Source organism: Alteromonas sp. ABH2_165 (assembly GCF_056159945.1).
Window position 1 is genome coordinate 81,133 of record NZ_JBSWWF010000009.1, and the last position, 24,491, is coordinate 105,623.

Annotated in this window: 20 protein-coding genes; 15 read left to right on the forward strand and 5 right to left on the reverse strand. The window is 44.6% G+C overall.

The window, feature by feature from the left end; all coding sequences use genetic code 11:
• Positions 1 to 42: 42 nt before the first annotated feature.
• The 3 genes from ACXAFQ_RS17100 to ACXAFQ_RS17110 are packed head-to-tail and all read left to right on the forward strand — an operon-like array spanning position 43 to position 3,147.
• Positions 43 to 1,467 (forward strand): cryptochrome/photolyase family protein, encoded by a 1,425-nt coding sequence (locus ACXAFQ_RS17100; RefSeq protein ID WP_474824636.1) that lies wholly within the window; start codon positions 43 to 45, stop codon positions 1,465 to 1,467.
• Positions 1,468 to 1,469: 2 nt separating this feature from the next.
• Positions 1,470 to 3,011: a cryptochrome/photolyase family protein gene (locus ACXAFQ_RS17105; protein ID WP_474824637.1), complete on the forward strand. Its 1,542-nt coding sequence runs from the start codon at positions 1,470 to 1,472 to the stop codon at positions 3,009 to 3,011.
• Positions 2,998 to 3,147, forward strand: coding sequence for a DUF2256 domain-containing protein (locus ACXAFQ_RS17110; protein WP_474824638.1), 150 nt, complete (start codon positions 2,998 to 3,000; stop codon positions 3,145 to 3,147). Before ACXAFQ_RS17105 ends, ACXAFQ_RS17110 begins: the two co-directional genes overlap by 14 nt.
• 45 nt (positions 3,148 to 3,192) lie before the next feature.
• Here ACXAFQ_RS17110 and ACXAFQ_RS17115 read toward each other — a convergent pair whose 3' ends face one another.
• Positions 3,193 to 3,552: a DUF4870 family protein gene (locus ACXAFQ_RS17115; protein ID WP_474824639.1), complete on the reverse strand. Its 360-nt coding sequence runs from the start codon at positions 3,550 to 3,552 to the stop codon at positions 3,193 to 3,195.
• Positions 3,553 to 3,818: 266 nt separating this feature from the next.
• Here ACXAFQ_RS17115 and ACXAFQ_RS17120 point away from each other — a divergent pair, with 266 nt between their 5' ends.
• The 4 genes from ACXAFQ_RS17120 to ACXAFQ_RS17135 all read left to right on the forward strand — a co-directional run bounded on the left by ACXAFQ_RS17120 (position 3,819) and on the right by ACXAFQ_RS17135 (position 11,165).
• Positions 3,819 to 4,613, forward strand: a complete 795-nt coding sequence (locus ACXAFQ_RS17120) for a 3-keto-disaccharide hydrolase (RefSeq protein ID WP_474824640.1) — start codon at positions 3,819 to 3,821, stop codon at positions 4,611 to 4,613.
• A gap of 143 nt (positions 4,614 to 4,756) precedes the next feature.
• The gene (locus tag ACXAFQ_RS17125; protein WP_474824641.1) at positions 4,757 to 5,647 is read left to right on the forward strand and encodes a LysR family transcriptional regulator; all 891 of its coding nucleotides are present in this window, start codon (positions 4,757 to 4,759) and stop codon (positions 5,645 to 5,647) included.
• A gap of 328 nt (positions 5,648 to 5,975) precedes the next feature.
• Complete coding sequence (locus ACXAFQ_RS17130; protein WP_474824642.1) at positions 5,976 to 8,666, forward strand: TonB-dependent receptor; 2,691 nt, start codon at positions 5,976 to 5,978, stop codon at positions 8,664 to 8,666.
• Positions 8,667 to 8,789: 123 nt separating this feature from the next.
• Complete coding sequence (locus ACXAFQ_RS17135) at positions 8,790 to 11,165, forward strand: glycosyl hydrolase 115 family protein (protein WP_474824643.1); 2,376 nt, start codon at positions 8,790 to 8,792, stop codon at positions 11,163 to 11,165.
• 90 nt (positions 11,166 to 11,255) lie between these two features.
• Here ACXAFQ_RS17135 and ACXAFQ_RS17140 read toward each other — a convergent pair whose 3' ends face one another.
• Both ACXAFQ_RS17140 and ACXAFQ_RS17145 read right to left on the reverse strand, forming a co-directional pair.
• Complete coding sequence (locus ACXAFQ_RS17140) at positions 11,256 to 12,449, reverse strand: MFS transporter (protein ID WP_474824644.1); 1,194 nt, start codon at positions 12,447 to 12,449, stop codon at positions 11,256 to 11,258.
• Between the two features lie 247 nt (positions 12,450 to 12,696).
• A complete protein-coding gene (locus tag ACXAFQ_RS17145) occupies positions 12,697 to 13,023 on the reverse strand; it encodes a hypothetical protein (RefSeq protein ID WP_474824645.1) in 327 nt (108 codons plus the stop codon).
• Positions 13,024 to 13,981: 958 nt separating this feature from the next.
• Between ACXAFQ_RS17145 and ACXAFQ_RS17150 the strand changes: the two genes are divergently transcribed.
• The 6 genes from ACXAFQ_RS17150 to ACXAFQ_RS17175 all read left to right on the forward strand — a co-directional run bounded on the left by ACXAFQ_RS17150 (position 13,982) and on the right by ACXAFQ_RS17175 (position 19,423).
• Entirely contained in the window at positions 13,982 to 15,112 is a 1,131-nt protein-coding gene (locus ACXAFQ_RS17150; RefSeq protein ID WP_474824646.1) for a ThuA domain-containing protein, read from the forward strand.
• Between the two features lie 247 nt (positions 15,113 to 15,359).
• Positions 15,360 to 16,424, forward strand: coding sequence for a tyrosine-type recombinase/integrase (locus ACXAFQ_RS17155; RefSeq protein ID WP_474824647.1), 1,065 nt, complete (start codon positions 15,360 to 15,362; stop codon positions 16,422 to 16,424).
• 75 nt (positions 16,425 to 16,499) lie between these two features.
• On the forward strand, positions 16,500 to 17,123 hold the full coding sequence (locus ACXAFQ_RS17160) for a flavin reductase family protein (RefSeq protein WP_474824648.1): 624 nt from the start codon (positions 16,500 to 16,502) through the stop codon (positions 17,121 to 17,123).
• 86 nt (positions 17,124 to 17,209) lie between these two features.
• On the forward strand, positions 17,210 to 17,563 hold the full coding sequence (locus ACXAFQ_RS17165; RefSeq protein ID WP_070123728.1) for a hypothetical protein: 354 nt from the start codon (positions 17,210 to 17,212) through the stop codon (positions 17,561 to 17,563).
• A 91-nt stretch (positions 17,564 to 17,654) separates the two neighbouring features.
• Positions 17,655 to 18,908 (forward strand): DUF945 family protein, encoded by a 1,254-nt coding sequence (locus ACXAFQ_RS17170; protein ID WP_474824649.1) that lies wholly within the window; start codon positions 17,655 to 17,657, stop codon positions 18,906 to 18,908.
• 155 nt (positions 18,909 to 19,063) lie between these two features.
• Positions 19,064 to 19,423 carry a hypothetical protein gene (locus ACXAFQ_RS17175; RefSeq protein WP_474824650.1) on the forward strand — a complete coding sequence of 120 codons (360 nt, stop codon included), beginning with the start codon at positions 19,064 to 19,066 and terminating at the stop codon, positions 19,421 to 19,423.
• Between the two features lie 32 nt (positions 19,424 to 19,455).
• Here ACXAFQ_RS17175 and ACXAFQ_RS17180 read toward each other — a convergent pair whose 3' ends face one another.
• Positions 19,456 to 19,878 carry a universal stress protein gene (locus ACXAFQ_RS17180; RefSeq protein ID WP_070123725.1) on the reverse strand — a complete coding sequence of 141 codons (423 nt, stop codon included), beginning with the start codon at positions 19,876 to 19,878 and terminating at the stop codon, positions 19,456 to 19,458.
• A 69-nt stretch (positions 19,879 to 19,947) separates the two neighbouring features.
• Entirely contained in the window at positions 19,948 to 21,576 is a 1,629-nt protein-coding gene (locus ACXAFQ_RS17185; protein WP_474824651.1) for an FMN-binding glutamate synthase family protein, read from the reverse strand.
• Between the two features lie 164 nt (positions 21,577 to 21,740).
• Between ACXAFQ_RS17185 and ACXAFQ_RS17190 the strand changes: the two genes are divergently transcribed.
• Positions 21,741 to 22,724, forward strand: coding sequence for an alpha/beta fold hydrolase (locus ACXAFQ_RS17190; protein WP_474824652.1), 984 nt, complete (start codon positions 21,741 to 21,743; stop codon positions 22,722 to 22,724).
• A 91-nt stretch (positions 22,725 to 22,815) separates the two neighbouring features.
• Positions 22,816 to 24,396, forward strand: a complete 1,581-nt coding sequence (locus ACXAFQ_RS17195; protein ID WP_474824653.1) for a cation:proton antiporter domain-containing protein — start codon at positions 22,816 to 22,818, stop codon at positions 24,394 to 24,396.
• Positions 24,397 to 24,491: the final 95 nt, after the last annotated feature.

Sequence of the window (24,491 nt, forward strand, 5' to 3'; positions counted from 1 at the left end):
CGTATCACTTACTTAGAATGCATAAATAAAAAGGACATCGATGTGACGGTACCTGTCAGTATCGTATGGTTCCGCCAGGACCTGCGCGTAAAAGATAATCCGGCGCTACATGCTGCCTGCGATCTTGGCAAGATCATTCCAATTTATATTCACGATACGTCGTTGCCGGAAAAAAGACTCCCAGGTAGTGTATCGAAATGGTGGCTTCATCAATCATTAAACTCCCTTAATGATCGCCTTAATGGGCATCTTCAGGTATTCGAAGGCGACCCGGAAAAATTACTGCCCGAGCTCATGGACACGTTCAACGTAGAGCATCTGTTTTGGAATCGGTGTTATGAGCCATGGCACGTTAAACGAGACAAAACGCTAAAAGAATCGTTAAAAGACAACGACAAAATCGTGAAGAGTTTTAATGGTTCACTACTCTGGGAACCGTGGGACATCGAGAATAAGTCTGGTAGCCCCTATAAAGTATTTACCCCGTTTTATCGAAAAGGCTGCTTACAGGCCAGTTCTCCACGTTATCCGCAAGCAGCAGTGGCGAGAATTACCTATGCTGACGTGACAAACAAAGGCGTGAGTATTGATTCACTGGGACTAATGCCAGACATCAAGTGGTATGACGGAATTGCCGAAACATGGAAACCTGGAGAGGAGGGGGCGGCAGACAGATTGGCAGATTTTATTGATGAAGCGGCCAAATCATATAAAAAAGATCGGGATTTTCCTGCTATTCGTGGAACCTCTATGTTGTCTGCGCATTTGCATTTTGGTGAAATCTCTCCTAATCAAGTCTGGTATGCCATCCTTGATGCGTTCGGCAACGCCGACGACAACAATATCGATACCTTCCTAAGCGAACTGGGCTGGCGTGAATTTGCACATAGCTTGATTTATCACTTTCCTACTTTTCCGGATAAAAACTTTAACGAGAAATTTGACAAGTTTCCCTGGCGTTCCAGCAAAAAAGATCTGGAAGCCTGGCAAAAAGGAAAAACCGGTATTCCCATTGTCGATGCGGGTATGCGGGAGCTGTGGCATACCGGCTATATGCACAATCGGGTAAGAATGATTGTCGGTTCATTTTTAGTAAAGAACTTACTCATTGATTGGCGCGAGGGCGAGGCCTGGTTCTGGGACTGCCTTGCGGACGCTGACGGTGCCAATAATTCTGCAGGTTGGCAGTGGGTCGCGGGCTCCGGTGCCGACGCAGCGCCCTATTTTCGCGTGTTCAACCCCGTATTGCAGGGTGAGAAATTCGACAAACAAGGGGAATATGTGCGTACCTGGTGCCCGGAACTGAGTAAGCTTCCCAACAAACTTATTCATAAACCGTGGGAAGCAGACAGTGCCGAGTTGAAACAAGCCGGAATCGTGTTAGGCGACCAATACCCTGAACCGATTGTTGATTTAAAAACATCTCGGCAGCGCGCCCTCGATGCCTTCGCTGAAATAAAAGGCTAGTTATGACAGGTAAACTGCGATTAATTCTCGGCGACCAACTCACGGCCACGCTACCGGTACTTACTGAAGCAAATAAGAGTCAGGACATTGTGCTGATGGCGGAAGTTCGGGAAGAAGCGACCTATGTGAAGCATCATAAAAAGAAAATCATTTTGTTGTTTTCAGCCATGCGTCATTTCGCGAAGAGCCTTAAAGATGATGGTTTCAAGGTTATTTATCGGTGTTATGACGACAAAGAGAATCAGGGCAGTTTACTCGGTGAAGTGCAAGCCGCCGCAAAAGCACATAACTTGAGTGAGGTGGTGGTAACCGAACCCGGAGAATACCGGTTATTAAAAAGCATGCAACAGTGGGAGCATCAAATCGGTGTGCCCGTTACTGTGTTGCCAGATGGGCGGTTTTATGCCACTAAACAAGAATTTTCCGCTTGGGCAGATGGCCGAAAAACCTTGCGCATGGAGTTCTGGTACCGTGAAATGCGCAAAAAGCACGGTATTTTAATGGATAACGGGGCACCTGCCGGTGGCGACTGGAATTATGACAGTAAAAATCGTGAGTCTATGCCCGCCAACGTGTCACCGCCAGAACCTTCCCGATATAAGCCCGATGCGGTAACAGCAGAAGTGATCAAGCTAGTGGAGCGCGAGTTTGAGTCTCACTTCGGTGATAGCGACGGCTTTCACTACGCAGTAACCCGTGAAGAGGCGCTAGATGTGCTCAATACGTTCATTGAGCAACGGCTCCCCGATTTTGGTCGCTATCAAGATGCCATGCGACACAACGCCGTATGGCTATTTCATTCTCACCTTTCTTTCTATATTAATTGTGGGTTATTAAGCCCGCAGGAAGTAGTACAGCAGGCTGAATCCGCCTACCATGCGGGAGAGGCGCCACTTAATTCTGTGGAAGGCTTTATCAGGCAAGTTATTGGCTGGCGGGAATTTGTTCGCGGCTTCTACTGGTACTATATGCCTGGACTACAGTCTGATAATTACTTCAATGCCAAGCGTGACCTCCCATCGTTTTTTTGGGATGGGTATACCAACATGAACTGCCTACGACAGTGCATCACAGATACCAAAAAACACGCTTACGCCCATCATATTCAACGTTTGATGGTACTGGGTAATTTTTCATTGCTGTGTGAATTTGCCCCGGAGCAAGTTCAGGAATGGTATTTGTTGGTGTATGCAGATGCCTATGAATGGGTAGAGCTGCCCAATGTCGCCGGCATGATATTGTTTGCCGATGGGGGCAATCTTGCTAGCAAACCGTACGTGGCCAGTGGTAGCTATATCAATAAAATGTCTGATTATTGTAAGAACTGCGGCTACAGCGTGAGCAAGAAAACCGGAGAGGGCGCATGCCCATTCAATTATTTATATTGGCGGTTCCTCGATGCTCACCAGGATAAACTTCGAAAAAACCCTCGTATGGGCTTGGTTTACAAAAGTTACGACAGAATGGCGACAGAAAAAATCGAAGCCATGAAGCACGACGCCAGTCGCTTCTTAACCAAGTTGTCTAAGAATGAAGAAGTCTGAACTTCCCGAGAAAACGTGCCCGGTATGCGAACGCCCTTTCGTATGGCGAAAGAAGTGGGAGAAAAACTGGGAAAGCGTGAAATACTGCTCTAAACGCTGTGCGGGGCAGCGCAGCAAAATGGTTAGCACTGATTAAAGAAAAAATGCGGCATCTGCCGCATTTTTTGTTATTCGATATTAATTAAAACATCCAACCCGTTGGATCTGGGTGCGCTTGTTGGTTATCGAGGTATTTCATGCCCTTCACACAACGAACAATGAGCCACACCATCCAGAACAACAGCACCAGGTAACCTACTAAGATGATGGAAAGAATAGAGCCAATGAACATGTATAGGAAGCCAATCCAGAATGTTCTGATTTGGTACTGGTAGTGCGTTTTTAGCCATTCAGGCGCATCTGATTTATTTACGTATGCGATGATCACGCCGACGATGCCGGTGATACCCACTAAAATACCAGCCAAGTAAAGAATGTAGACAACTTTTGCCATGCTACCGTTGTCGCTAGACGTTGATGGCGTTACCGGAGTTTCGTTCATGTTTGTTTTATCCTTTTCACAAGTTTTGTTTTCCATTGTATTTCGCGACAACCTATCGGTTAATCTGCAAAACATTTTCAGATTTTGTAGAGTTATCAACGATAAATCAATAATAAATAGAAAAACGTGATAAAAAAGTTGTATACGCAATCAATCTTGAATTACCGATTCGAATTCACAATTGAAACTTATTTATTTTTGTCATTTCTTTTGTGGTAGCGCGTGATGCAAAGTGGTACACAAAACATTCAATTAAGGATTGTGGAATGAAAATGAGCAAAAGCAAAACGGCTTGTTGTGCGTTATCACTGGCAATGTTGCTGCTACAAGGGTGTACGAAACCGACTCAAAGTAACAATGCGCAACGTATATTTAATGGTGAAGATCTCGACGGTTGGGTGGTAAAAATTCATCATCATGAGACAGGAGAAGATCCCCTTAACACGTTCCGTGTAGAAGACGGCATGATCTCAGTAGGCTATGAGAAGTACGATGCATTCAACGAACAATTTGCTCATCTTTTTTACGATAAGCCGTTAAAGAATTTCCGCCTTACCTTTGATTATCGGTTCAAAGGTGAATTTCTAGATTCAGCCCCTTCTTATGCCTTTGCCAACAGCGGCGTGATGTTCTTAAGCCAACCGCCTAATACCATCAATAAAGAACAAAACTGGCCAATATCTATCGAATTTCAATTGCTGGCAGAAAAGGAGCCGGGCAAATCCAGACCAACCGGCAATATGTGTTCGCCAGGCACTGAGATCTATTATCAGGATTCACTTTATCCTGAACATTGCCTCAACTCTGCATCAAAAACCTACCCAAAAGATGTTTGGGTGAACGCTGAACTTGTTGTCAACAACGGCGAAGTCATTCAAAAAATTAATGGGGAAACTGTACTGGAATATCAGGTCGCTTTTGCTCAACCCGATGGCCTAGTAACTGGCGAATCTGCTGACATTTGGGAGCAAGTAAAAAGTTTACAGGAAGGCTATATTGCTTTTCAAAGTGAAGGGCAGCCGATTGATTTTAAAAATATCGTATTAGAGGAGCTGCAATAATTTTAAGCAATGTGTGCCAATAGTCGCTTCTATTTATTAACTGGACTAATTGATAAGCTTTCACCTATTAGATTGAATCAGAAATTCTGATAGGCTAAATGCCATTAAATATTTAGTGTTAATCAGTACTGACGGAAAAATATATGCGTGAGAACTATAGCGACATATTGGCATTTATTGCGGTAGCCCGGGAGAAAAGTTTTACGCGTGCTGCTGCGAAATTGGGTGTATCCCAATCCGCACTGAGTCACAGTATGCGCGCGTTGGAATCTCGTTTGGGTATTCGTTTACTCACAAGAACAACACGTAATGTCTCTACTACCGAAGCCGGTGAGCGAATTTTAAATCGCATTGCCCCGCGATTTGAAGACATTGATACTGAACTTGAATGTTTATCTGAACTAAGAGACAAGCCCGCCGGTCTTGTGCGTATTAATTGCAGCGATCATGCAGCGAAAACCATCATATGGCCCAAACTCGCCCCCATGCTTGAAAAATTCCCTGATATTCGTCTGGAAGTCAGTATGGATAACGGTTTTACTAATATCGTGTCTGGCCGCTTTGATGCCGGAGTGAGACTAGGGGAAGCGGTGGAAAAAGACATGATTGCGGTAAAAATTGGCCCTGAATGGCGAATGGCCGTTGTCGCAACCCCCGAATACCTCGACAAATTTGGTCGTCCTGAAACTCCAGAAGATTTGTTAAAGCATAAATGCATAGGCATGCGCATGATAAGCGCTGGCGGCGTTTACGAATGGGAACTCGATAACGGTGACAGAGAAATTACGGTTAAACCCCAGGGGCAGGTTATTTTCAATAACCCGTACTTGATTCATCAAGCTGCCCTGGATGGTTTTGGCCTCGCTTTCCTTCCTGAAGATATCTTTCTCGCCGACTTTGAAAGCGGCAAATTAGAGCAGGTATTGACGGATTGGTGCTTACCGTTTACTGGTTACCACCTGTACTACCCAAATCGCAATAATCATTCTCCCGCGTTCAGTACCGTGGTTGATGCGTTAAGGCATCGTGTCTAAATTCTGCTGAAGTTACGATGTGGTAATTTACGATGTTGTAATAGCAGTAATCCCACGGCAACCGATGCATTCATTATGATGTAGCACTCATAAACAATACCCATCTCTTGAATAAGCATTTTAAGAGACTTTTTGCTTCGTGATGCGTGCTGCTACCTTCTTTAAAATTTTCACAATTGAAACCAAAGTACCAAAAATGGCGCATATAAATTGGTATTGATTGACCTTGCACGAATATGAAAATAGCGTGTTTGAAATGTTAACTGCGCGTTAACTCGGCAAATCTGCATTGCCTATTTCAATAACGCTCGCTCGTGGAAGGTTTACTATGAAATTGAAAAAATTAGCTTTTTCTATTGTGATTGCATTGCAATCGGGTATCTCGCTGGATGTCCTAGCGCAACAGGAAAATGATGAGTCAGATGATGTAGAAGTCATAGAAGTCCAAGGTTTTCGAGGCTCATTGAATAAATCACTCCTAACAAAAAGGGCGAACGTCAATTCAATGGAATCAATATCTGCCGAAGATATTGGGAAATTTCCCGACTTAAACCTAGCTGAATCCCTGCAACGGATATCAGGTGTCTCAATAAGTCGAGAAGGAGGTGAAGGGCGACGAATCACCCTTCGCGGTCTTGGCCCTGATTTTACTCGCGCGACCCTAAACGGCATGGAGATCCCGGCAGAAACCGATCAGCTCGATTCGTCAATTTCGGCGCTTAGTGGCGGCAGGGCATTTGATTTTAACGTATTTGCCTCAGAGTTGTTCAACCGGGTAGATGTGCAAAAGTCGCCTACAGCGTCGATGGAAGAAGGGGGAATAGCGGGCTCGGTTAACCTCTACACCGCCAAACCTTTCGATAATCCAGGCTTTCACTATGCGGGCTCTGCTCAAGTAAATTATAACGATGTTGCAGACAAGACAAATCCGCGCACGGCGGTCATGGTAAGCAATACATTTGATGATGATAAGTTCGGTGTACTTTTTTCCGTTGCCTATTCGACACGTGATGTGAATCAACAGGGATTTGGCACAGTAGGCTGGCAGACGCCAGTGAATAATAATATGACCTACGCCGACACTAGCGACCTGCAGATAAATGGCACGCCTGCCAGTTCATCCTGTTCGCTGGGCGATGATTCTGTCGATCCAGTAAACTGCCTTTATACACCACGGATACCGCGTCCTGATTATTTTGGCAACGGTCAGAAACGACTGGGAATAACGACAGCGTTTCAATATGCACCCACAGATAATGTGGTACTGACCTTCGATTACTTGCACTCGCAGCTAGAAAACGAGCGTTCGTATTACCACATGTATGCCATGTTCAGAAACTACTTTAATCAAATTACCCCGACCGAAGTAACTATTGCACCCAATGGACAACAGATTATCACGGGACAGTATGATGGTGTGACAAATCGTGTTGAAAGCCGTGAGACAACCAGTGATACCGCATTTAATCAGTATGTATTATCTGGTGAATTTGCGTTAACCGACAGAGTGGTGGTTGATGCCATGGTCGGTTTTGCTGAGATAGACTTTTCCAGAGAAGAATTCAGACACATTATGGACAGTGTTGATCCGCATTCCTTTGCGTTTGATTTTTCCGGTAACCCTAACGCGGCAATGCTGGATTTTCAGTTCGATTACAACGACCCGTCGCTTTACAATCTGTCATCTTACGACTTGAAAGACCAGACTGATAAAGAAAACGTAACCAGTAAAATTGATGCCAGATATGTTGGTGACGATGTTGAGGTGAAAGCGGGCTTCGCGTTCAACAATCGGAAAGTCTCCCGAGCTTACTCAGGTTTACCTACGTTCTCTGTTGATTCAGCAGAAGGACTGACTCAAATGCTTCCCGTTGATAATTTTGGTGACGGTTTTGACGGCAATTTATTCCCGTTTGTAGTCGCTGATTTTGCTGCTGTAAAGAATGCGATAGGCCCACTAAACTGGGAATCGCAGAAGCAGAAAGACAGCGAAGTTGAAGAAGAAACCATGGCGGTCTATCTCGAGTTCAATACGGATTTTGATATCGCAGATATGATACTTAGAACGAATTTCGGCATGCGCTATGTGGACTCAACCGCCACTTCCACGGGTTACATTAGATTGGCAGACTCCATTGAAACAGTAGAGGCTGAACACAGTTATAAGAACTTCCTGCCGGCATTAAACTTGGCTCTTGAACCTACTGATGATCTGATAGTACGTCTGGGTTTAACACGCTCAATGACCCGGCCCAGCTTGAATACACTGAACCCTGGTAATCCTGCGTTTCGTTATATAGAAGGCTTTGTCACCGTTGGTAATCCTTATCTAGATCCTTATGTATCGAACAACGTGGACTTCGGCGCGGAATGGTATTTTGATGAAGAATCGTTACTGTCAGCAACTGTGTTTTATAAAGACATCGAAACCTATATTCGCAGCACTCAAGAAGACCGCATGGTTGACAGTATCTACTATACAGCCATCGAAAATGATCCCGTTTACGATCCTGCAATCACGGTAAATCCGTTTACGCAGCCATACACCCATTATTCCTATGATAACGGTGAGGGTACGTCGATAAACGGCCTGGAGCTAAGCTATCAGCAACCGTTCAGTTTTTTGCCTACACCGTTTAACGATCTTGGTATGGTTGCGAATTATACCCGAGTTAGCTCTGGTGAAATTGTTGGTGTTTCTGAAAACTCTTACAATCTCACCTTCTATTACGAAACGGAGAAATACGGGGCGAGGGTATCAGCCAATAGTCGTGACGATTACTTTATTGAAGTACCTGGGATCACAGGAAACAGAGAGAACGGCGTGACCGGTCCGACCAATATTGATTTTTCATCTTTCTATAACTGGTCTGAAAATCTGACGTTATCCTTTGAAGTGATCAATGTAACTGATGAGTACTCCCGCTTGTTCGTAACCGGAGATGGCTCTCTCGACATGGTGCGCGAATATAACAATACCGGACGACAGTTCTTCCTCGGTGTGCGTTATCACAACTAAATGTTGAGTTTATCGCCGGCCCTCTGTGCCGGCGTTTTTTCCGCTTTCAGTACTCTCTTTCCAGGACACATTATTATGCAGCTTCGCTGGGTTCTTTTACTCTTTTTAGTTTTCAGATGCGATATGGCACAAAGTGAAGATACCACTGATGCATTTGTGTTTGATGTTCAGTCTGACCACGGTGAAATACGGGTTCAAAGCGACAGTAAATTAATCAATTGGGCCGCCGGCGATGTTGCTGGCGACCTTTCCGTTCGTGTGGGCATTCCGTTTAGCGCGAGTACTGGAAGTGGGGAAGTACCAAGAAAAACAGCCATTACCATAATTGTTGACGTAGATAGTGCCAATAGTCAGCTCAAACAGCGAAAGTCAGAATACGGTATCTGGGAATCTTTTGTAATCTACAAAGAGTTAGACGCTCTTCATATCACCGGTGCCGATGAACGAGGCGCGGTATACGGTTTGTTTACGCTCGCCGAAAAGCTAGGCATTTCACCCTGGCAGTGGTGGGCCGATGTGCCACTGACCAAAAGTGAGACCTCCCTGAAGATTGACGGTTTACCGCTCGTGGATGGGCCAGCGGTAAAGTACCGAGGCATTTTCATTAATGATGAAGACTGGGGGTTGTTACCTTGGGCTACCAAAACATTTGAACCGGAATATGGCAATATCGGCCCGGTTACCTATGAAAAAGTGTTTCAGCTGCTTCTGCGCTTAAAGGCGAACACGCTGTGGCCTGCGATGCATCCAGGAACCCGTGCTTTTTTCAAAGCGCCAGCGAATAAGGTGATGGCACAATTGTATCAAATCCACATAGGCAGTTCCCACGCCGAGCCCATGCTAAGAAATAATGTGGATGAGTGGGATTATGACAAAACTGGCGATTTTAATTACGTCACCAATTCAGATACGGTAGATAAATACTGGGCTGAGCGTATTCGGCAAGTCAGTGATATGCCCGAACTCTCTATGTTCACGCTGGGCATGCGGGGCGTTCACGATAGTGGGATGGAGGGCATAGAAAATGATGCTGATGCCAGAGCCATTCTGCAAACTATCATCGACAGGCAAAGAGGGATGTTGGCTTCGATATTTAACCAAGCCGCTGCATCGCTCACACAGGTATTCACGCCTTATAAAGAGGTTCTAAAGCTCTACGAGCTTGGCCTTGATGTGCCCGATGATGTAGCCATCGTATGGCCAGATGATAACTATGGTTATATTCGCAGGCGTAGTTCAACCGCTGAACAACAACGTTCAGGCGGAACAGGGGTTTATTATCATCTCAGCTATTGGGGGCGGCCACATGACTATTTATGGTTAAGCTCTACCCATCCCGCATTAATAAAATTTGAAATGCAGCGTGCTTATGAAAACGGTGCCAGCCAGCTGTGGGTAGCCAACGTTGGCGACATAAAGCCCATCGAGTACAACATGGAATGGTTTTTACATCTCGGGTGGGCTGGTCCTGAAGATGACTCGGCCGGTGTTGTTGATTTTCTTAGACATCAATTGGCCCGGGATTTCAGTCCAATAGTTGGGAGTAAATTGACCGACTTAATGCTAAATTACTATCACCTGGCATTTGTGAGACGTCCTGAATTTATGGGTTGGAGCCAGACAGAACCCACGACATCGACACGCCTGTCTTCCTGGTCAAATGAACGGATTGAAAAGCGTCTGGCTGACTATGCCGTACTGGAAAAACAGAGTGAAGACATCTCTCGCTTAATGCCTAGCTTGTACTCATCATCTTTCCTTGAACTCGTTGGTTATCCCGTTGCAGCATCAGCCGAAATGAACCGTAAATGGTTATTGCGACATTTAGCTTCAATCTCAGGGAATTTAAAAAAGAAGGGCTCATTGATAAAAGACGCTCAACACGCACATGACAATATTCAAAAGCTTACTGCTCAATACAACGCTGTAGAAGATAAAAAATGGGCGTTTATGATGAATGAAAAACCGCGAAATTTGCCTGTTTTTGAAAAACCCCAAATATTGAAAGTAGGGAATGCAGAACTTGATAAGAGGGTTCCACAGCGAAAAAACACAAGGATGATAAAACCGGCTCTGGTAAAAAGAATCGCGCCGGCGGGATTTAGTTGGGTTCAGTTAGAAGAGTTAGGCTACTCACGAAGTGCGCTGAGTATATTTCCTCTTACCATGCAAACATTCGACGCTGGGGAAGCAGAACTTACATATAACTTCGAGAATGAAAAGTCGGACAGCCTTTCCCTGTTCATTGCCACACTGCCTACTCATGCAAATAACTACGATCAAACACTTACTGTCAGCGTAGATGGGCAGCAACTTCAAATCGTTTCATTAAATACAATAGGTCGAAGTGAGGAGTGGAAGCAGGGTGTTTTAAATAATCGAGTGCAAAGTGAAATTAAACTACATCACCTAGCTGAAGGGTCACATAGTGTAACGATTGAAGTAAACCAGAACGGCATTGTCATTGATGATGTATGGCTAACTAATGCAACGAATTAGCAGGGTTTTGAGGTACCGGTTGCACAATAACGTGCGACCAGTACGTGTTAAAAAACCTCGTGAAACAGACGCTGAAACTTAGCTATTTTATTACTTGGAAATCCGCGCCGTCCACCAAGTAAATGATGCTGCAACCAATAGAACCGTTGCACTGAAGATATAGGTTGTAACGTAACCCTCAAAATCATACAACACGCCACCTAATGTAGAGCCAAGCCCAATGCAAAGCTGTACAACGGCTACCATCAAACCACCACCGGCTTCAGCATCGTCAGGGAAGTTATGTGGAATCCACGCCCACCAACCAACAGGTGCAGCTGTGGCAATAAAGCCCCACAGTCCAAGTAATACTATCACAATCCACATTGAATGACCGAACATGGTTAAACTAACCGCAATAGCCGCAAGCATAAGAGGAATAGAAATTAGGGTAGGGTAGAAGGCATGCTTTAACGGTAAATTAATTAACGACGTGCCGATAAAACCCGTCACACCTATTAACATAAGAATAAGGGAAAGTGTGCCTACATCTACCTGAGTAACATTTTCGAGAAACGGACGAATATAGGTATATAAACTAAACTGCCCAAGGAAGAATAAGCCCACAGCAAGCATGCCGATGACAACTAATTTTCTTCTTAACAGCGCGAATACGGCAAAAAGTCCCGCACTCCCGTGATCTCTAGATGCAGGTGGCATAGAGGGCAAGCTTAGCCACTGCCATAAAAAGGTAATTACCGAAACCGGTATCAGGCTAAAGAATGCCCCACGCCAACCAATCAGCGCGCCCAGGTAGGCGCCTAGAGGCGCAGCAATAACGATGGCTAATGCGTTTCCACTATTAAAAATAGCCAATGCTTTCGAAACCTGATCTTCCGGTACCAGCCGCATGGCAATGGCAGCAGACATAGACCAGAAACCACCAACAACAATACCAATCATGGCGCGTCCAATCATGTAAACAATGTAGTTATTGGCGAGACCGACAACCGCACCAGACAGCCCCATGAGCACCGTTAGAAATAACAGCAACGTTTTACGGTTTACGTTAGACGCAACTGATGAAATAAACAGGCTTGTTACTACTGCGAACGCGCCGGAAATAGCAATACCTTGACCAGCCATGCCGTTAGTCACATTAAGTGAATCGGCGATAGGCGTAAGCAAACTCACGGGCATAAATTCAGAGGCAACGAGAGTAAAAACGCAAACGGTCATGGCAAAAACGCCACTCCAATAAGCTTGCGGCTCGTCATTAACGATAGTGTTTTGTTGAAATGTCATGAATGGATTTCTACAGCAATAGTTGGTAACAAACAGTGCGCTGAAAGTTCTGCACAGTAGCCTGAGATAAAATAAGGAAGGTGCTATATTCTTACACAGGGGGGTTTTTGAATTAACATGGAAAGCATAAATACACTTATGAATGGTGTTCATTGAAGAGCCTGAAAAATAATAATCGATGTAGTGCAACAACGGGGCTGTGGATAGGAATTCGCAAAGGATTGATAAATAATGATATTTTAACGCACTATTTAACATAATATACATTATGCGCAATTAGGTAATGATGTATATTGGAAGTTGTAGTGCGTATTTCCACTTTCATTGAGATTTCACATCCGTTGATATCTACATCGCTGTGACTGTGAACCTGAGCTTTGTGCTCAGTGACCACATTCTTATCAAGCAACTTGGTCACGACATTATCAAATGACCGGAAGCTCTGACCCGGTAGTCTTTCCATACGCAGCGAGATTAACTGGTACTGCAATGTGTTGATGCCGTTATTGAGATAAACGTTATTTGCCTCGCTCCACAGCCCTCGACCGCTCGATACGCTCAGAATTTCTATCACACTAAATCCTGCCATTTTCTTTCAAGTTAAGCTTGACCGTTAAAGCCAACTAGGAATTTTCAGCAACTAACTGTTTTCCAGTTACTCATCGATCAACAGCTTCATGTGCTTCGATTGCCGAAAAATGTCAAAACTGCATCGTGCGCTACGTAAAATCTGCTGAGTAACACCTCGCAAAATAAATCAGATTTCACGTAGCGCACGGATAGATTTTCGGAATTCTGAGCTTAATTTGCCAAGCGTGTTCAGACAGACAATCCTGTTTTATCTTCTAACCAGAGTATCTATTTATAGATGTCAGATATGTAGAAAACGCCAGACCCGCATTTCAAAGGCTCGGAATTACGCTGCAGAGCACGAGCACCACAGCAGGAAAATTCACATGCATGTTGTGCCCAAACCATTCACAAAACAAAAAGCTGGAAATTAACGTAAACTGTATACACATACAGTCTTAATCAGTATCCGTGATGTGCAATTTAGCGAGATATAAACCCAGATCCATCACGCATGATAATTCCAGTTATCATGCGTGATGTGAAAATAAGACCATATTAATCAATGACTTAAAAGACATTCCACAGTGCCATGAAAATTGCTAGTCACCACATTTCTATTTCATTTTTTTGTTCATAATCGTCAACTTTCATAATCTCTTCATTGTAGAAAGCTTTCACAATCAACCCTCAACACCATAGTGCTACGCCAGTACATCGAAATATCAAGCGACAAATGCTAGCGATAATGAAAACTATCCTGTCACTCTCAAAGAAAAAACGTAATTAACTTACTAATGATATCGATGACATAAATACATTATAGTGTTACCAAATTTACTTTTTGTTAACCATATTGGTTACAAATATCTTTGTTCGCGTTAAGGTAAATTTTATCGTCGCCCTGCTCTATCACGAGCTTTAAGGCCCCTTAACCGAATGTGGTCGCTGTAAGGAATAAAATGATAAACAAGAATATGCTTAATACCATTATCGCAGGCAGCCTGGCGTTAGGCACAATGGTGAGCACAAGCAGTGCATTAGCCGCAGAAGAATTAACCGATTGTTCATTACGTGATGTGCCTTTTTCAAGCTCAATGCCAGCTTATGATGTAGTGATGCGTCCGAAAGCCAGAGCCATCGTTGAGAAATACTATCCTGGTGTTTTAGAAAAAGTACCAGCATGGATTTTAAGTGAATCCATGCCCTCCTTCAGTACACTGATTACTCTTGATCAACTTCTTGCTCGCATGGAGATAAAAGATGACGCTAACGCGCAATCCATGCGTAAAGAGCTTGCAGCGCTGCCGGTTACCCGTGAAGACAAAATTTCCCGCTGCGCGCGGTTTGATGCAGAACCCGTAAACTTTGATTTGGGTGATGAGCCCGTTCAGGTTCTGATTTATCAGAAAATAAATGGTTACGACCACGGTGAATCTGTGACTGCTGCCACTGAAAACCTGACCAAACTTGCCACAGAAATGGGATATGGCGTGTCGGTTAGTGCTAAAGGAAGTGCATTTACGCCTGAAAACCTCGCTGAATTCGATGTGGTAATCTGGAACAATGTCAGTGGAGATACTCTCACTTTGTCTCAGCGCAAAGCATTTGAAGACTACATGAATAATGGTGGTGGTTTCTTGGGTATTCATGCTTCAGCTGGTGACTCTGTCTACTTCTGGGACTGGTATCGTGATGTATTGATTGGTGCCCAGTTTATTGGCCATCCAGGTGATGACAATTGGTTTCAGGATGCCTCTTTAGATGTTACTCATCATGACTCGGGCGTTGCTGAAGGCATTCCCGCTCGTTGGGAACTTAATGATGAGTGGTATTCATTCTCAGACAGCGTGTCGTCGAAAGGTTACGACATCGTTATGGCTATTGATGAAACGACTTATGAGCCAGGTAAGGAGTTGGAAATGGGTGAAGACCATCCACTTGTTTGGACACACTGCATCGGTGAAGGTCGTGCGATGTACAGTGCTATTGGGCACCGAAAAGAAGTGTACAACGCGGAATACAATATAAAATTGCTAAAAAATGGTATGAAATGGACTGCGGGCCAAGGAAACGACACCTGTAAAAACTAAGCCTACCAAAAGAGCTTATCATGAAGCCCGGTCAGTCCGGGCTTTTTTATGATTGCTGTTTGAACCTGACCCGATACTACCACAGTGCCATTCTCTGTTCGTGTTATCTTGTAGCTATCTGCAAAAGCTGTATGTATATACATATTTATTCGTATGTGTATAATGCAATTAGACTCAATATGGTTACGCATAACCCTTCTCCACCATTTGAACGCACATACTTTTACATGAGCAATCAGAGGCTTAAATGAAACTCCCCGCAGCACAGCAACTACAGTTTACTGAGTGCTACCGCGATGCGGTAAATCAGTATTTCAATGATATTTTCTCTCGGCTTCCTAAAAATACGCAGCGGGCCTATATCAGTGATTTCAACGAGTTTGCTATCTTTTGCCAGCAAGCTGCGCTGCCCGGATTCAACTCTTCTTTCGAGAACAATGAGCAGTGTGTAAAGGAATATGTAGAAATGTTGTGTCAGTCACCACTGGCATATCGAACGATAAAACGCAGATTAAGTGCATTGAGTAAATTTCTGGGTATTGCAAAGTTACCGAACCCCATTGTGCAATCGGTGTATTTGAAAGACTTTATTCGCCTTGCTCTGGCCGAGAATGAAAAGTACCAGTTTAGTCAGCACCAAGCTGTGCCACTAACCGTGGATCTGTTGGAGCTTATCAACGAGCGCGTCATACCTGATTCTTTGTTAGAATTGCGCGATCTGGCGCTAATCAACCTCATGTTTGACGGGCTGTTACGGGCTGATGAAGTGATCAGGGTTTGTTGTGAGCATATTGATAGACGAAGTAATGCCCTACTCGTTCTCACCTCCAAAAGTGATCAGGCGGGTAAAGGGCAATATCGCTATGTATCGCCGAGTACGCTGGATATGCTTGATGAATATATGGCGGAAGCGAATTTCGATCCCAGCCGTCAATGCGAACGGCACAGCGTTGATCCCAGGCGAATCAATAAAGGTATTGTATTCCGTCGCGTATCTAACAGAGGCCATGCACTGCTTCCTTATGATGAATCAGCAAGCCTGAAGCAGTCATTGAAACTTGAGTATTCAAGCATTTATCGGATCTGGAAACGTATTGCTAAACTGGCGGGAATAAAAGAGAATATTACACCACACAGTGGCCGAGTCGGTGCGGCAGTTTCGCTTGCCGAAGATGGCGCGACATTACCAGAAATGCAACTCGCAGGAGGCTGGCGTTCTCCAGAGATGCCTGGACATTATGGCCAGCAAGCAGCGGTAAGAAAAGGTGGGATGGCAAAGCTTGCGAAAAGAAAGGGCCGTTCAGGCACTTAAGAGTGTTTCGGGAACGGTAAATCATCCCTGCAACCCATTCAGATTCGTTCTTTTTTCCAATAATTTTGAGGTGTTATGACAGCACGTTTTCATTCTTACTCGGTTTCTGCAGGTCACGGTCTACCTCACGACCCGTTTAAAGCCATAATTGCCCCGCGTCCTATAGGCTGGATTGCCTCGCAGAGTAAACAAGGCACAACTAATCTGGCGCCATACAGTTTTTTCAATGCGTTTAGTAACACGCCGCCATTGATTGGATTTGCCAGTATTGGATTCAAAGACAGTGTAAGCAATATTCAAGAAACTGGGGAGTTTTGCTGGAGTCTCGCGACCTATGAACTTGCTTCTGCTATGAATAAAACCAGTGCATCGGTAGACAGCAATATTGATGAATTTGAATTGGCAGGCTTAAAAAAGCGTCAATCCGATATTATCGATGTGCCTCACGTTGAAGCCAGTCCCGCCTCGATGGAATGTAAATTAACGCAGCTTATTCCTTTAACCGATCTCGACGGGAAAGAAACCGACGCCTGGCTTGTTATTGGTCAAGTGGTTGCTGTACATATCAATGAAGCCTATCTCACCGAAACAGGTTTGTTCGACACGGTAAAGGCCGATTCAATAACCCGAGCCGGTGGCCCTGCTGATTATTTTCGCGTAATAGAAGCAGCAAAATTCCAGTTAAAGCGACCAGGATAATTTTTACTTGGGAGAATCGCGGATAACATTGACTCAGTTACCTGTAACTCGAATAATACGCGTCCCACCAGCAATGAGCTAAAAACATGAAAAAACACCTGATACCTGCTGTCGCTTTGCTGCTTACTGCCTGCCAGCCAGAAAACAACATGGCAGGACTAGACCGTGTGTATGTCAAGCCGGTCACCACGCAATGCCTCACTGATGTGATCACCGCACAACCTTTTGTTGCTGATTTTTCTACCGATAAAGATGTGTTTCATTTCACACTCGATGGGTATGAAACGCGTATGTTGAATAAAAAACTCGATGGTAAAATTTCAGGGTATGCAATGACCATCGATGGCATGCGCCGGGGTGACGATCCAAACGCTTTCTATAAGAAAGTTCGTGAAATGGAAACCACCATCTTTACCACCATTACTGAAACTTGCTACTAACCCTGAAAAACTTACTCCTCTCGGGTATTGCACTTGTATTCAACGCTTTATCCTGTAGGGTTAGGCGCTTTGTAGTGTAAAGGATGAATGAATGAAAACAGGTATTGTTCTTGGTGCTGGCGTTGTAATTGGCGTAAGCCTTGCCGGTATATCTATGACCAAAAGTGGTTACGAGGCGTTTATTAACGAGCAGTCACAGCGATTGCTGACCGACGTTGCGCCGGGCACAACGATTACGCGCACCATTTTAAATGATGGTTTTTTCACTGTTGAAGACGAGTTCGTCTTTGCATTCGACCCCACTGAAACAGGGTTAAGCAGTGATGCGAGAATGCAATTGAAGGTACAAAACAATTGTACAATATTGCCATTTTATCTTTCTTGTAACGATACGTTTAGCTATAAGGCCTCTGCTGAGCTTGAAGCGTTGAAACAACAATTCCTCGACTACAACTATGAGGCAGGCTGGAATGCCAGCCCTTTAACCCAGAATATTACAGGTTGGCTTCAAGGTGAATCGTATACATCGAGTTCAGAAAGTGCCCTAACCTTAGGTAAACTTGATCTTACGTTAGACACAGACTTTGCTTTCTCAGCGGTTGGTGTCGACTTTACGCTGGATTCAGCTAGCATGAATGCCGATAGCGCAAACCTGCGCTTATCTGATGTGGTGATGACGGCAGATCTTACCGACATTCAGCAAAACTCCTGGATTGGTACGAATACCCTCACCCTTGAGGGCTTCACTGCAAATTCCGGGGATGGTAGCGAAATATCGCTCGAGGATGTGTTGGTAAGCAGCGTCACCACTGAATATGAAGAAGATAAATACGACCTTAATTATATCGTGCGTGCGCAACGACTTTCAGTTAATCAACCGGGTTTAACGTCGCAAGCGGATGACATCAATTTTGACATTAGAATGTATGGCATTTCTGCCGAAGCGTTAGATTTAATACAAGAGTTTGAACAAGCGAATTTAACGGATGCCGCCATTCTGAAACAGCTTATCGAGCAGCTTGGAAAGAGCGAACCTGGCCTTACACTAAACACTTTATCGCTGACGCTAAACGAAGCGCCCATCAATGCGACTGGCGAATTAAGCTTTGATCCGTTTACGTTCCAGGACTACGAGAATATGGCTGTCGCGGGTAAAGCTCACGGCAAGGTGCATGCTATGTTCAGCGGCGAACTCGAAACTGCGGCGCCAGCACTATTACCGGTTCTCCAACAAAGTGTACAAACCGGTATGCTAACCCAAGATGAAAACGGTGATTTTGTCACAAATATACTTCTCGAAGGTGGTACAATCACTGTCAATAGCACTGTTATCGGCCAGTTTTAACACTTCATTTGGGAGATTGCTATCTATTAGCATCTCCCTCATTTCAATGAGTTAACCGCCTATCCCAGTTACGCATAACCCTGAAAACTCATTGTCAGCAAACCAATTCATCATTGTTGTCGTAAAGAACCCCATAAACAATGAGGAGCAAATTTATGAGTTCAACAATCGATGCTAAACATGCAAAACTGCTCGCGGAAGTTATCGATCAGTCTTCAAAATGGCAATTGCAGCCTGAGAAAAAAACACCTTTCAAATCTACCGATGAAGCATTTGCTTATATCGAAGCGCACAACGAACCGCTATATATTCTTGTTCCAGTGAATGACTCAGAAGAAGAAGAAGTGATGGTTAAAGCGTCTACCGAAGGTGACGACGTTTTACTGCAAACGGTGTCGATGCAAAATATGCAAGAAGCAAAGGTGCACCATTCACATTTGAAACTGGTGGAAAGTACTGTTACAGAACTGGTTAATGCCCAGTTGTCTGATGGGAAAAAAGCGGCGTCTTTTTAAAAACCTTAAAAGCGTTTACTGGCAGTGTGGGTTTACACCTTCACTGCCAGCACATCAACCTGTACCCCATGTAAAACGGCATTGGCGGTAGAGCCTAACAATAAGCGCATACCACTGCGACCGTGGGTACCAATTACAATTAAATCGCTGCCCAGCTTTTTTGCCGCCTCGTGTATTTCATCGGCCGCCCCACCAACCACGACGTGGGTGTGCGATATAGGAATGTTATGACGATGCGCAATACCTTCAAGTTTGTCTTTTGCCTGCTGACATATCTCATCTGAGAAGTCACTTTCAAGAAATAAACCGTAGGGCTCTATGCTTGTCTGCGGATACACCACATAGAGCAGATTTAATTTTACATTATTTCCCGCCAGCTGCATTGCCCGATGGACCACAGCTTCATAGTCAGAATAAATATCAATTGCGACAAGAATGGACTCATAAGCGGCCATGTCAAACTCCTACTTGGTTTTATATCACTATAGTTGAAAAGCGCACTTTCGTGTTGACGAGAATCAAGCTTAAACCGCTTTTGTGTCTTCTTCTATATTTGCAAGGTGACTCGTTGGCATAAAGCTGCGGGCACTGCCTTCTTTCACATGTAATTTAAACGCGTCAGCAATGTTGTCGGTAAGAAAGCTGCCACGCTTTACTAATGGAAAAATATCGTCGTAGCGTTTTACTTCAAGCTGACTGACCCGACGGAATATATGGGTACGATTTAATGATGATGGTGAACCGTGGCCTGTTGAAGACAAAATGTCCATGACGGCTTTAATGGTTTTTCGATGAAAACGGGCCACACGTTGGTATTTATCTTCAACAACTAGGCCTTTTGCCAAAGATGGATCTTGCGTGGCCACGCCGGTTGGGCAGCGATTGGTATGACACGACAACGACTGCACACATCCGAGCGCTAACATCATGCCCCTGGCACTATTACACAAGTCGGCGCCCAGGCTCAGATTTTTGACAATATCGAATGCGGTAATGACTTTTCCTGACGCAATCAGACGAATATCTTCACGTAAATCAAAACCGATAAGGCAATCTTCAATAAATGCCAACGCTTCACGCAGTGGAAAACCAATTGAATTTGCATATTCTAATGGCGCTGCACCTGTGCCCCCTTCTCCACCATCAACGGTAATGAAATCTGGCTTGATACCCGTTTTTATCATCGCTTTACAAATTGCCACAAATTCACTTTTACGACCTAACGACAGTTTGAAGCCGATAGGTTTACCGTTAGAGAGTTCACGCAGCTCACTGATATATTCCATCATTTCAATTGGCGTTGAAAACGCAGAATGACGAGGGGGGGAATCGACTTGTGTGCCAGGCTCTACGCCCCGCACTGCGGCAATTTCAGGGGTGTTTTTGTGAGCAGGGAGAATACCGCCATGCCCGGGTTTAGCGCCCTGGCTGAGCTTTATTTCTATCATTTTCACATTTGGATGCGAGGCTTTTTCGGCAAATTTCTCGGCGTTGAATGTGCCGTCGCTGTTACGGCAACCAAAGTAGCCCGTTCCGATTTGCCACACAACGTCACCGCCATTGTTTAAATGATACGGTGTTAAACCGCCCTCGCCGGTGTTGTGGTAGAAGTCACCTTTGGCTGCCCCTTTGTTCAATGCTTCTACTGCATTGGCACTCAGGGCACCAAAGCTCATGGCAGAAATATTAAGTAGACTGGCGCTATAGGGTTGCTTGCATTCCTTCGAGCCAATGACGACACGAGGATTACGGTTCATTTCCTTAATGCCCATTGCAGAAAGTGAATGACCAATCCACTCGTATCCATTTTCGTAGGTATCTAACTGCGTGCCATAAGGTGAACTGTCGATATCGTCTTTTGCCCGTTGATAGACGATAGAACGGTGCATTCGGCTAATGGGCCGACCATCGGTTTCTGATTCAAGTAAGTACTGTTGTAAGAACGGCCGCAAACCTTCGACAATCCAACGTCCTCGTCCTATAAATGGGTAATTAATAAGAATAGAGTGATGTGTCTGCTTGGCATCGTATAACCCGATCGCTAAACAAAGGCCGCTGACGGGCAGCAACCAGAGCATTTCGTGCCACACGAGCCCGATGAGCAAATTAATGAAAACGATGATGACTAAGCCCGTTAAGATGGGTTTTTGCATGGAAAATACCAGTCCTTGTAGAAATGGGTAACACTATGTGTGCGACCATAACAAAGATCATCTTATTAGCGGAATTATTCTAACGATGATCCGGTCAGAATATGAGACGTTTAAAATTCATCACCTGAATTTGCTGTCCGGTAACGGTTGCAGCAGGGAATAATATGTCTCTACTCCTGCTTTTTCTTTTTGCATTGTCAATCATAACGGTGTGGCGCACTTACCCAGATATCGGTCGCGTGGTATTGTCTTTGCGCAAATTCTGGCTTTGCCGTCGACACGGTTTTACCAAACTGACCTATCATATCAATGGGGTCCCTTTGAGTTGTGAAGACAACTACAATCGTGACAAACCTCTACTCATTCTGATCCACGGTATGAGTGCCGACAAATCAGTTTGGTATCCGCTGTTAAAATCGTTAAATAGCGATTTTCGTGTTGTGGTGCCCGATTTATTAGGGCACGGAGAATCGCGCTACTCGCCGAGCTTTCGCTATGACGTACAATCTCAGGCACAAATTATAAACGCGCTTATCTGGCAGATAGGAACAACGCGGGCTCATGTCATCGGAAGCAGCATGGGCGGACATATCGCAGCTTATCTCGCGAGTACCTATCCAGAAACGATTAAAAGCTGTACGTTAATTAATCCAGCCGGTTTGCCAGCGTCGAAACAGAGTGAATTTGAGCGCTTGCTTGCACGGGATATTAATCCTTTTCTAATTACGGGTTCACGTACGTACCGAAAACTGCTTAATCTGACCATGGCACGCCCACCGCTGATTCCCTTTATGGTAAAAGATGCTTTATGCCAGCAGCATATGGAGAAGAATGAACACTACCGACATATTTTCCATGATTATCTGCAAAGTGGTTGGCTGTCGATGGCGCAATTAGAAAGTATATGTTGCCCGACACTGGTAGTTTGGGGCGCAAAAGATACCGTGATTGATGTAACCGCACTCGACAACTGGCAGCGAAGCCTGAATACACTAAAGAGTAGCCAAATCTACCCCGAGCTCGGGCATCTGCCCATGGTTGAGTCGCCCAAACGCGTGTATTACAGCTTCATGCATTTTTATCAGCACCACTGTGTCAGCAAGCCAGTTGCACAAGAAACGGTGGAAAATCGAAAAAATGCGGGTTAAATCAAAGGTTCAGCCGGTCTTTAATTTACAAACTGCGTTGTGTACCGCATGCTATTGGTAAGCTAAACGAAAACTTACACTACGCACTTTCATGGAATACACCTTTCTTCTTTTTGCATTCATTTGTGGTTTGTCAGTTAAAATGATTGGCATCCCTCCCCTTGTTGGCTATCTGATTGCTGGTTTTGTTTTGAATGCTTTTGGGCACCAAATGACACCAGATCTTCAGCATATCGCCGATCTTGGCATCACTATCATGCTCTTTACCATTGGGTTAAAGCTCAACGTTCGCGATTTAAGTAAACGTGAAGTCTGGTTTGGCAGTATCGCCCATACCCTGATATGGGTTGGTGCGGTTTCTCTTGCACTCTATGTGATTGCGGCTGTAGCTGCTTTTATGTTCGGCGAGCTAAGCTTCCAAAGTGCCATGCTTATTGCCTTCGCTCTGAGTTTTAGCAGTACTGTGTGTGTAATCAAAGTGCTGGAAGAAAGTGGCGAAAGCAAAACCCGTCACGGCAAACTGGCCATTGGTATTCTGGTTATGCAAGATGTGTTTGCTGTCGTTTTTCTAGTAGCGGCTACGGGTAAATTACCGTCTGTTTGGGCCCTTGGATTATTAGCCATATTCCCATTAATGCCGTTGATAAATCGTATTATCGATAAATCCGGTCACGGTGAATTGCTTCCATTAACTGGCTTTGTGCTGGCGCTGGGCGGTTATCAACTGTTTGATCTGGTCAACATCAAAGGTGACCTTGGTGCGTTGCTGGTGGGTATCATCTTAGCCAAACACCCTAAAGCCACTGAGTTATCTAAATCACTATTGGCGTTCAAAGATTTATTTCTCATCGGCTTCTTTTTATCCATTGGCCTTACCGCATTACCTGATATGAAAATGATGGTTGCCGCAGTGATCATCTGTCTCTTCCTGGCCATGAAAGCGGCGCTATTTTTCGGACTGTTCACCTGGCTTAAACTGCGCGCCCGAACCAGCTACCTTACGTCATTGGTGCTCGGTAACTACAGTGAGTTTGGATTAATTGTTGCGGCGCTGGCAGTGAGTTTAGGCATGCTCAGTGAAGACTGGCTGGTGATTATTGCCCTTGCCGTGTCGGTGTCGTTTGTTGTTACCAGTATTCTTTACCGCAATAGCCACGGGCGATACCTGAAAATCAAAGACTTCATCCAACGATTTGAAAGTAACAGTCGTCTTCGGGAAGATATTTATCCGGTGGTCACCAACGCTGAGTTTCTTGTTATTGGCATGGGCCGGGTGGGCATCGGCGCATTTAATTCTTTGCACAAATTGGCCGAAACCCGAGTCTGGGGGATGGACGCTGACAGGGTTAAAATTCAGCGCTTGCAACAGGATGGCCTCAATGTGATTTGCGGTGATGGTGAAGACGTTGATTTATGGGAAAACCTTGATATTCGCAGTGTAAAACTGGTTTTACTTGCCCTGCCCTCTATCGAAGATGCCATAAACATCACCCGTCAGTTAAGATTTTCAGGTTATCAGGGCAAGGTTGCAGCTATTGCCCGCTATGAAGATGAGGTGGATAAGCTGCTAGACAAAGGTGTGGATAAAGTCTTCAACTTCTTTACCGAAGCAGGGCTGGGTTTTGCCGAAGAATCATTGGCTTACGTAAAAGAAGAAAGCGTAATCGCTTAACTAATGCGAAATAAGGACGACATGGGAATCGTTATCATTAGCATCCGATTGATTTTTAAAGGTTTTTTTGATTTCACGCAAAATTTGTCCTATAC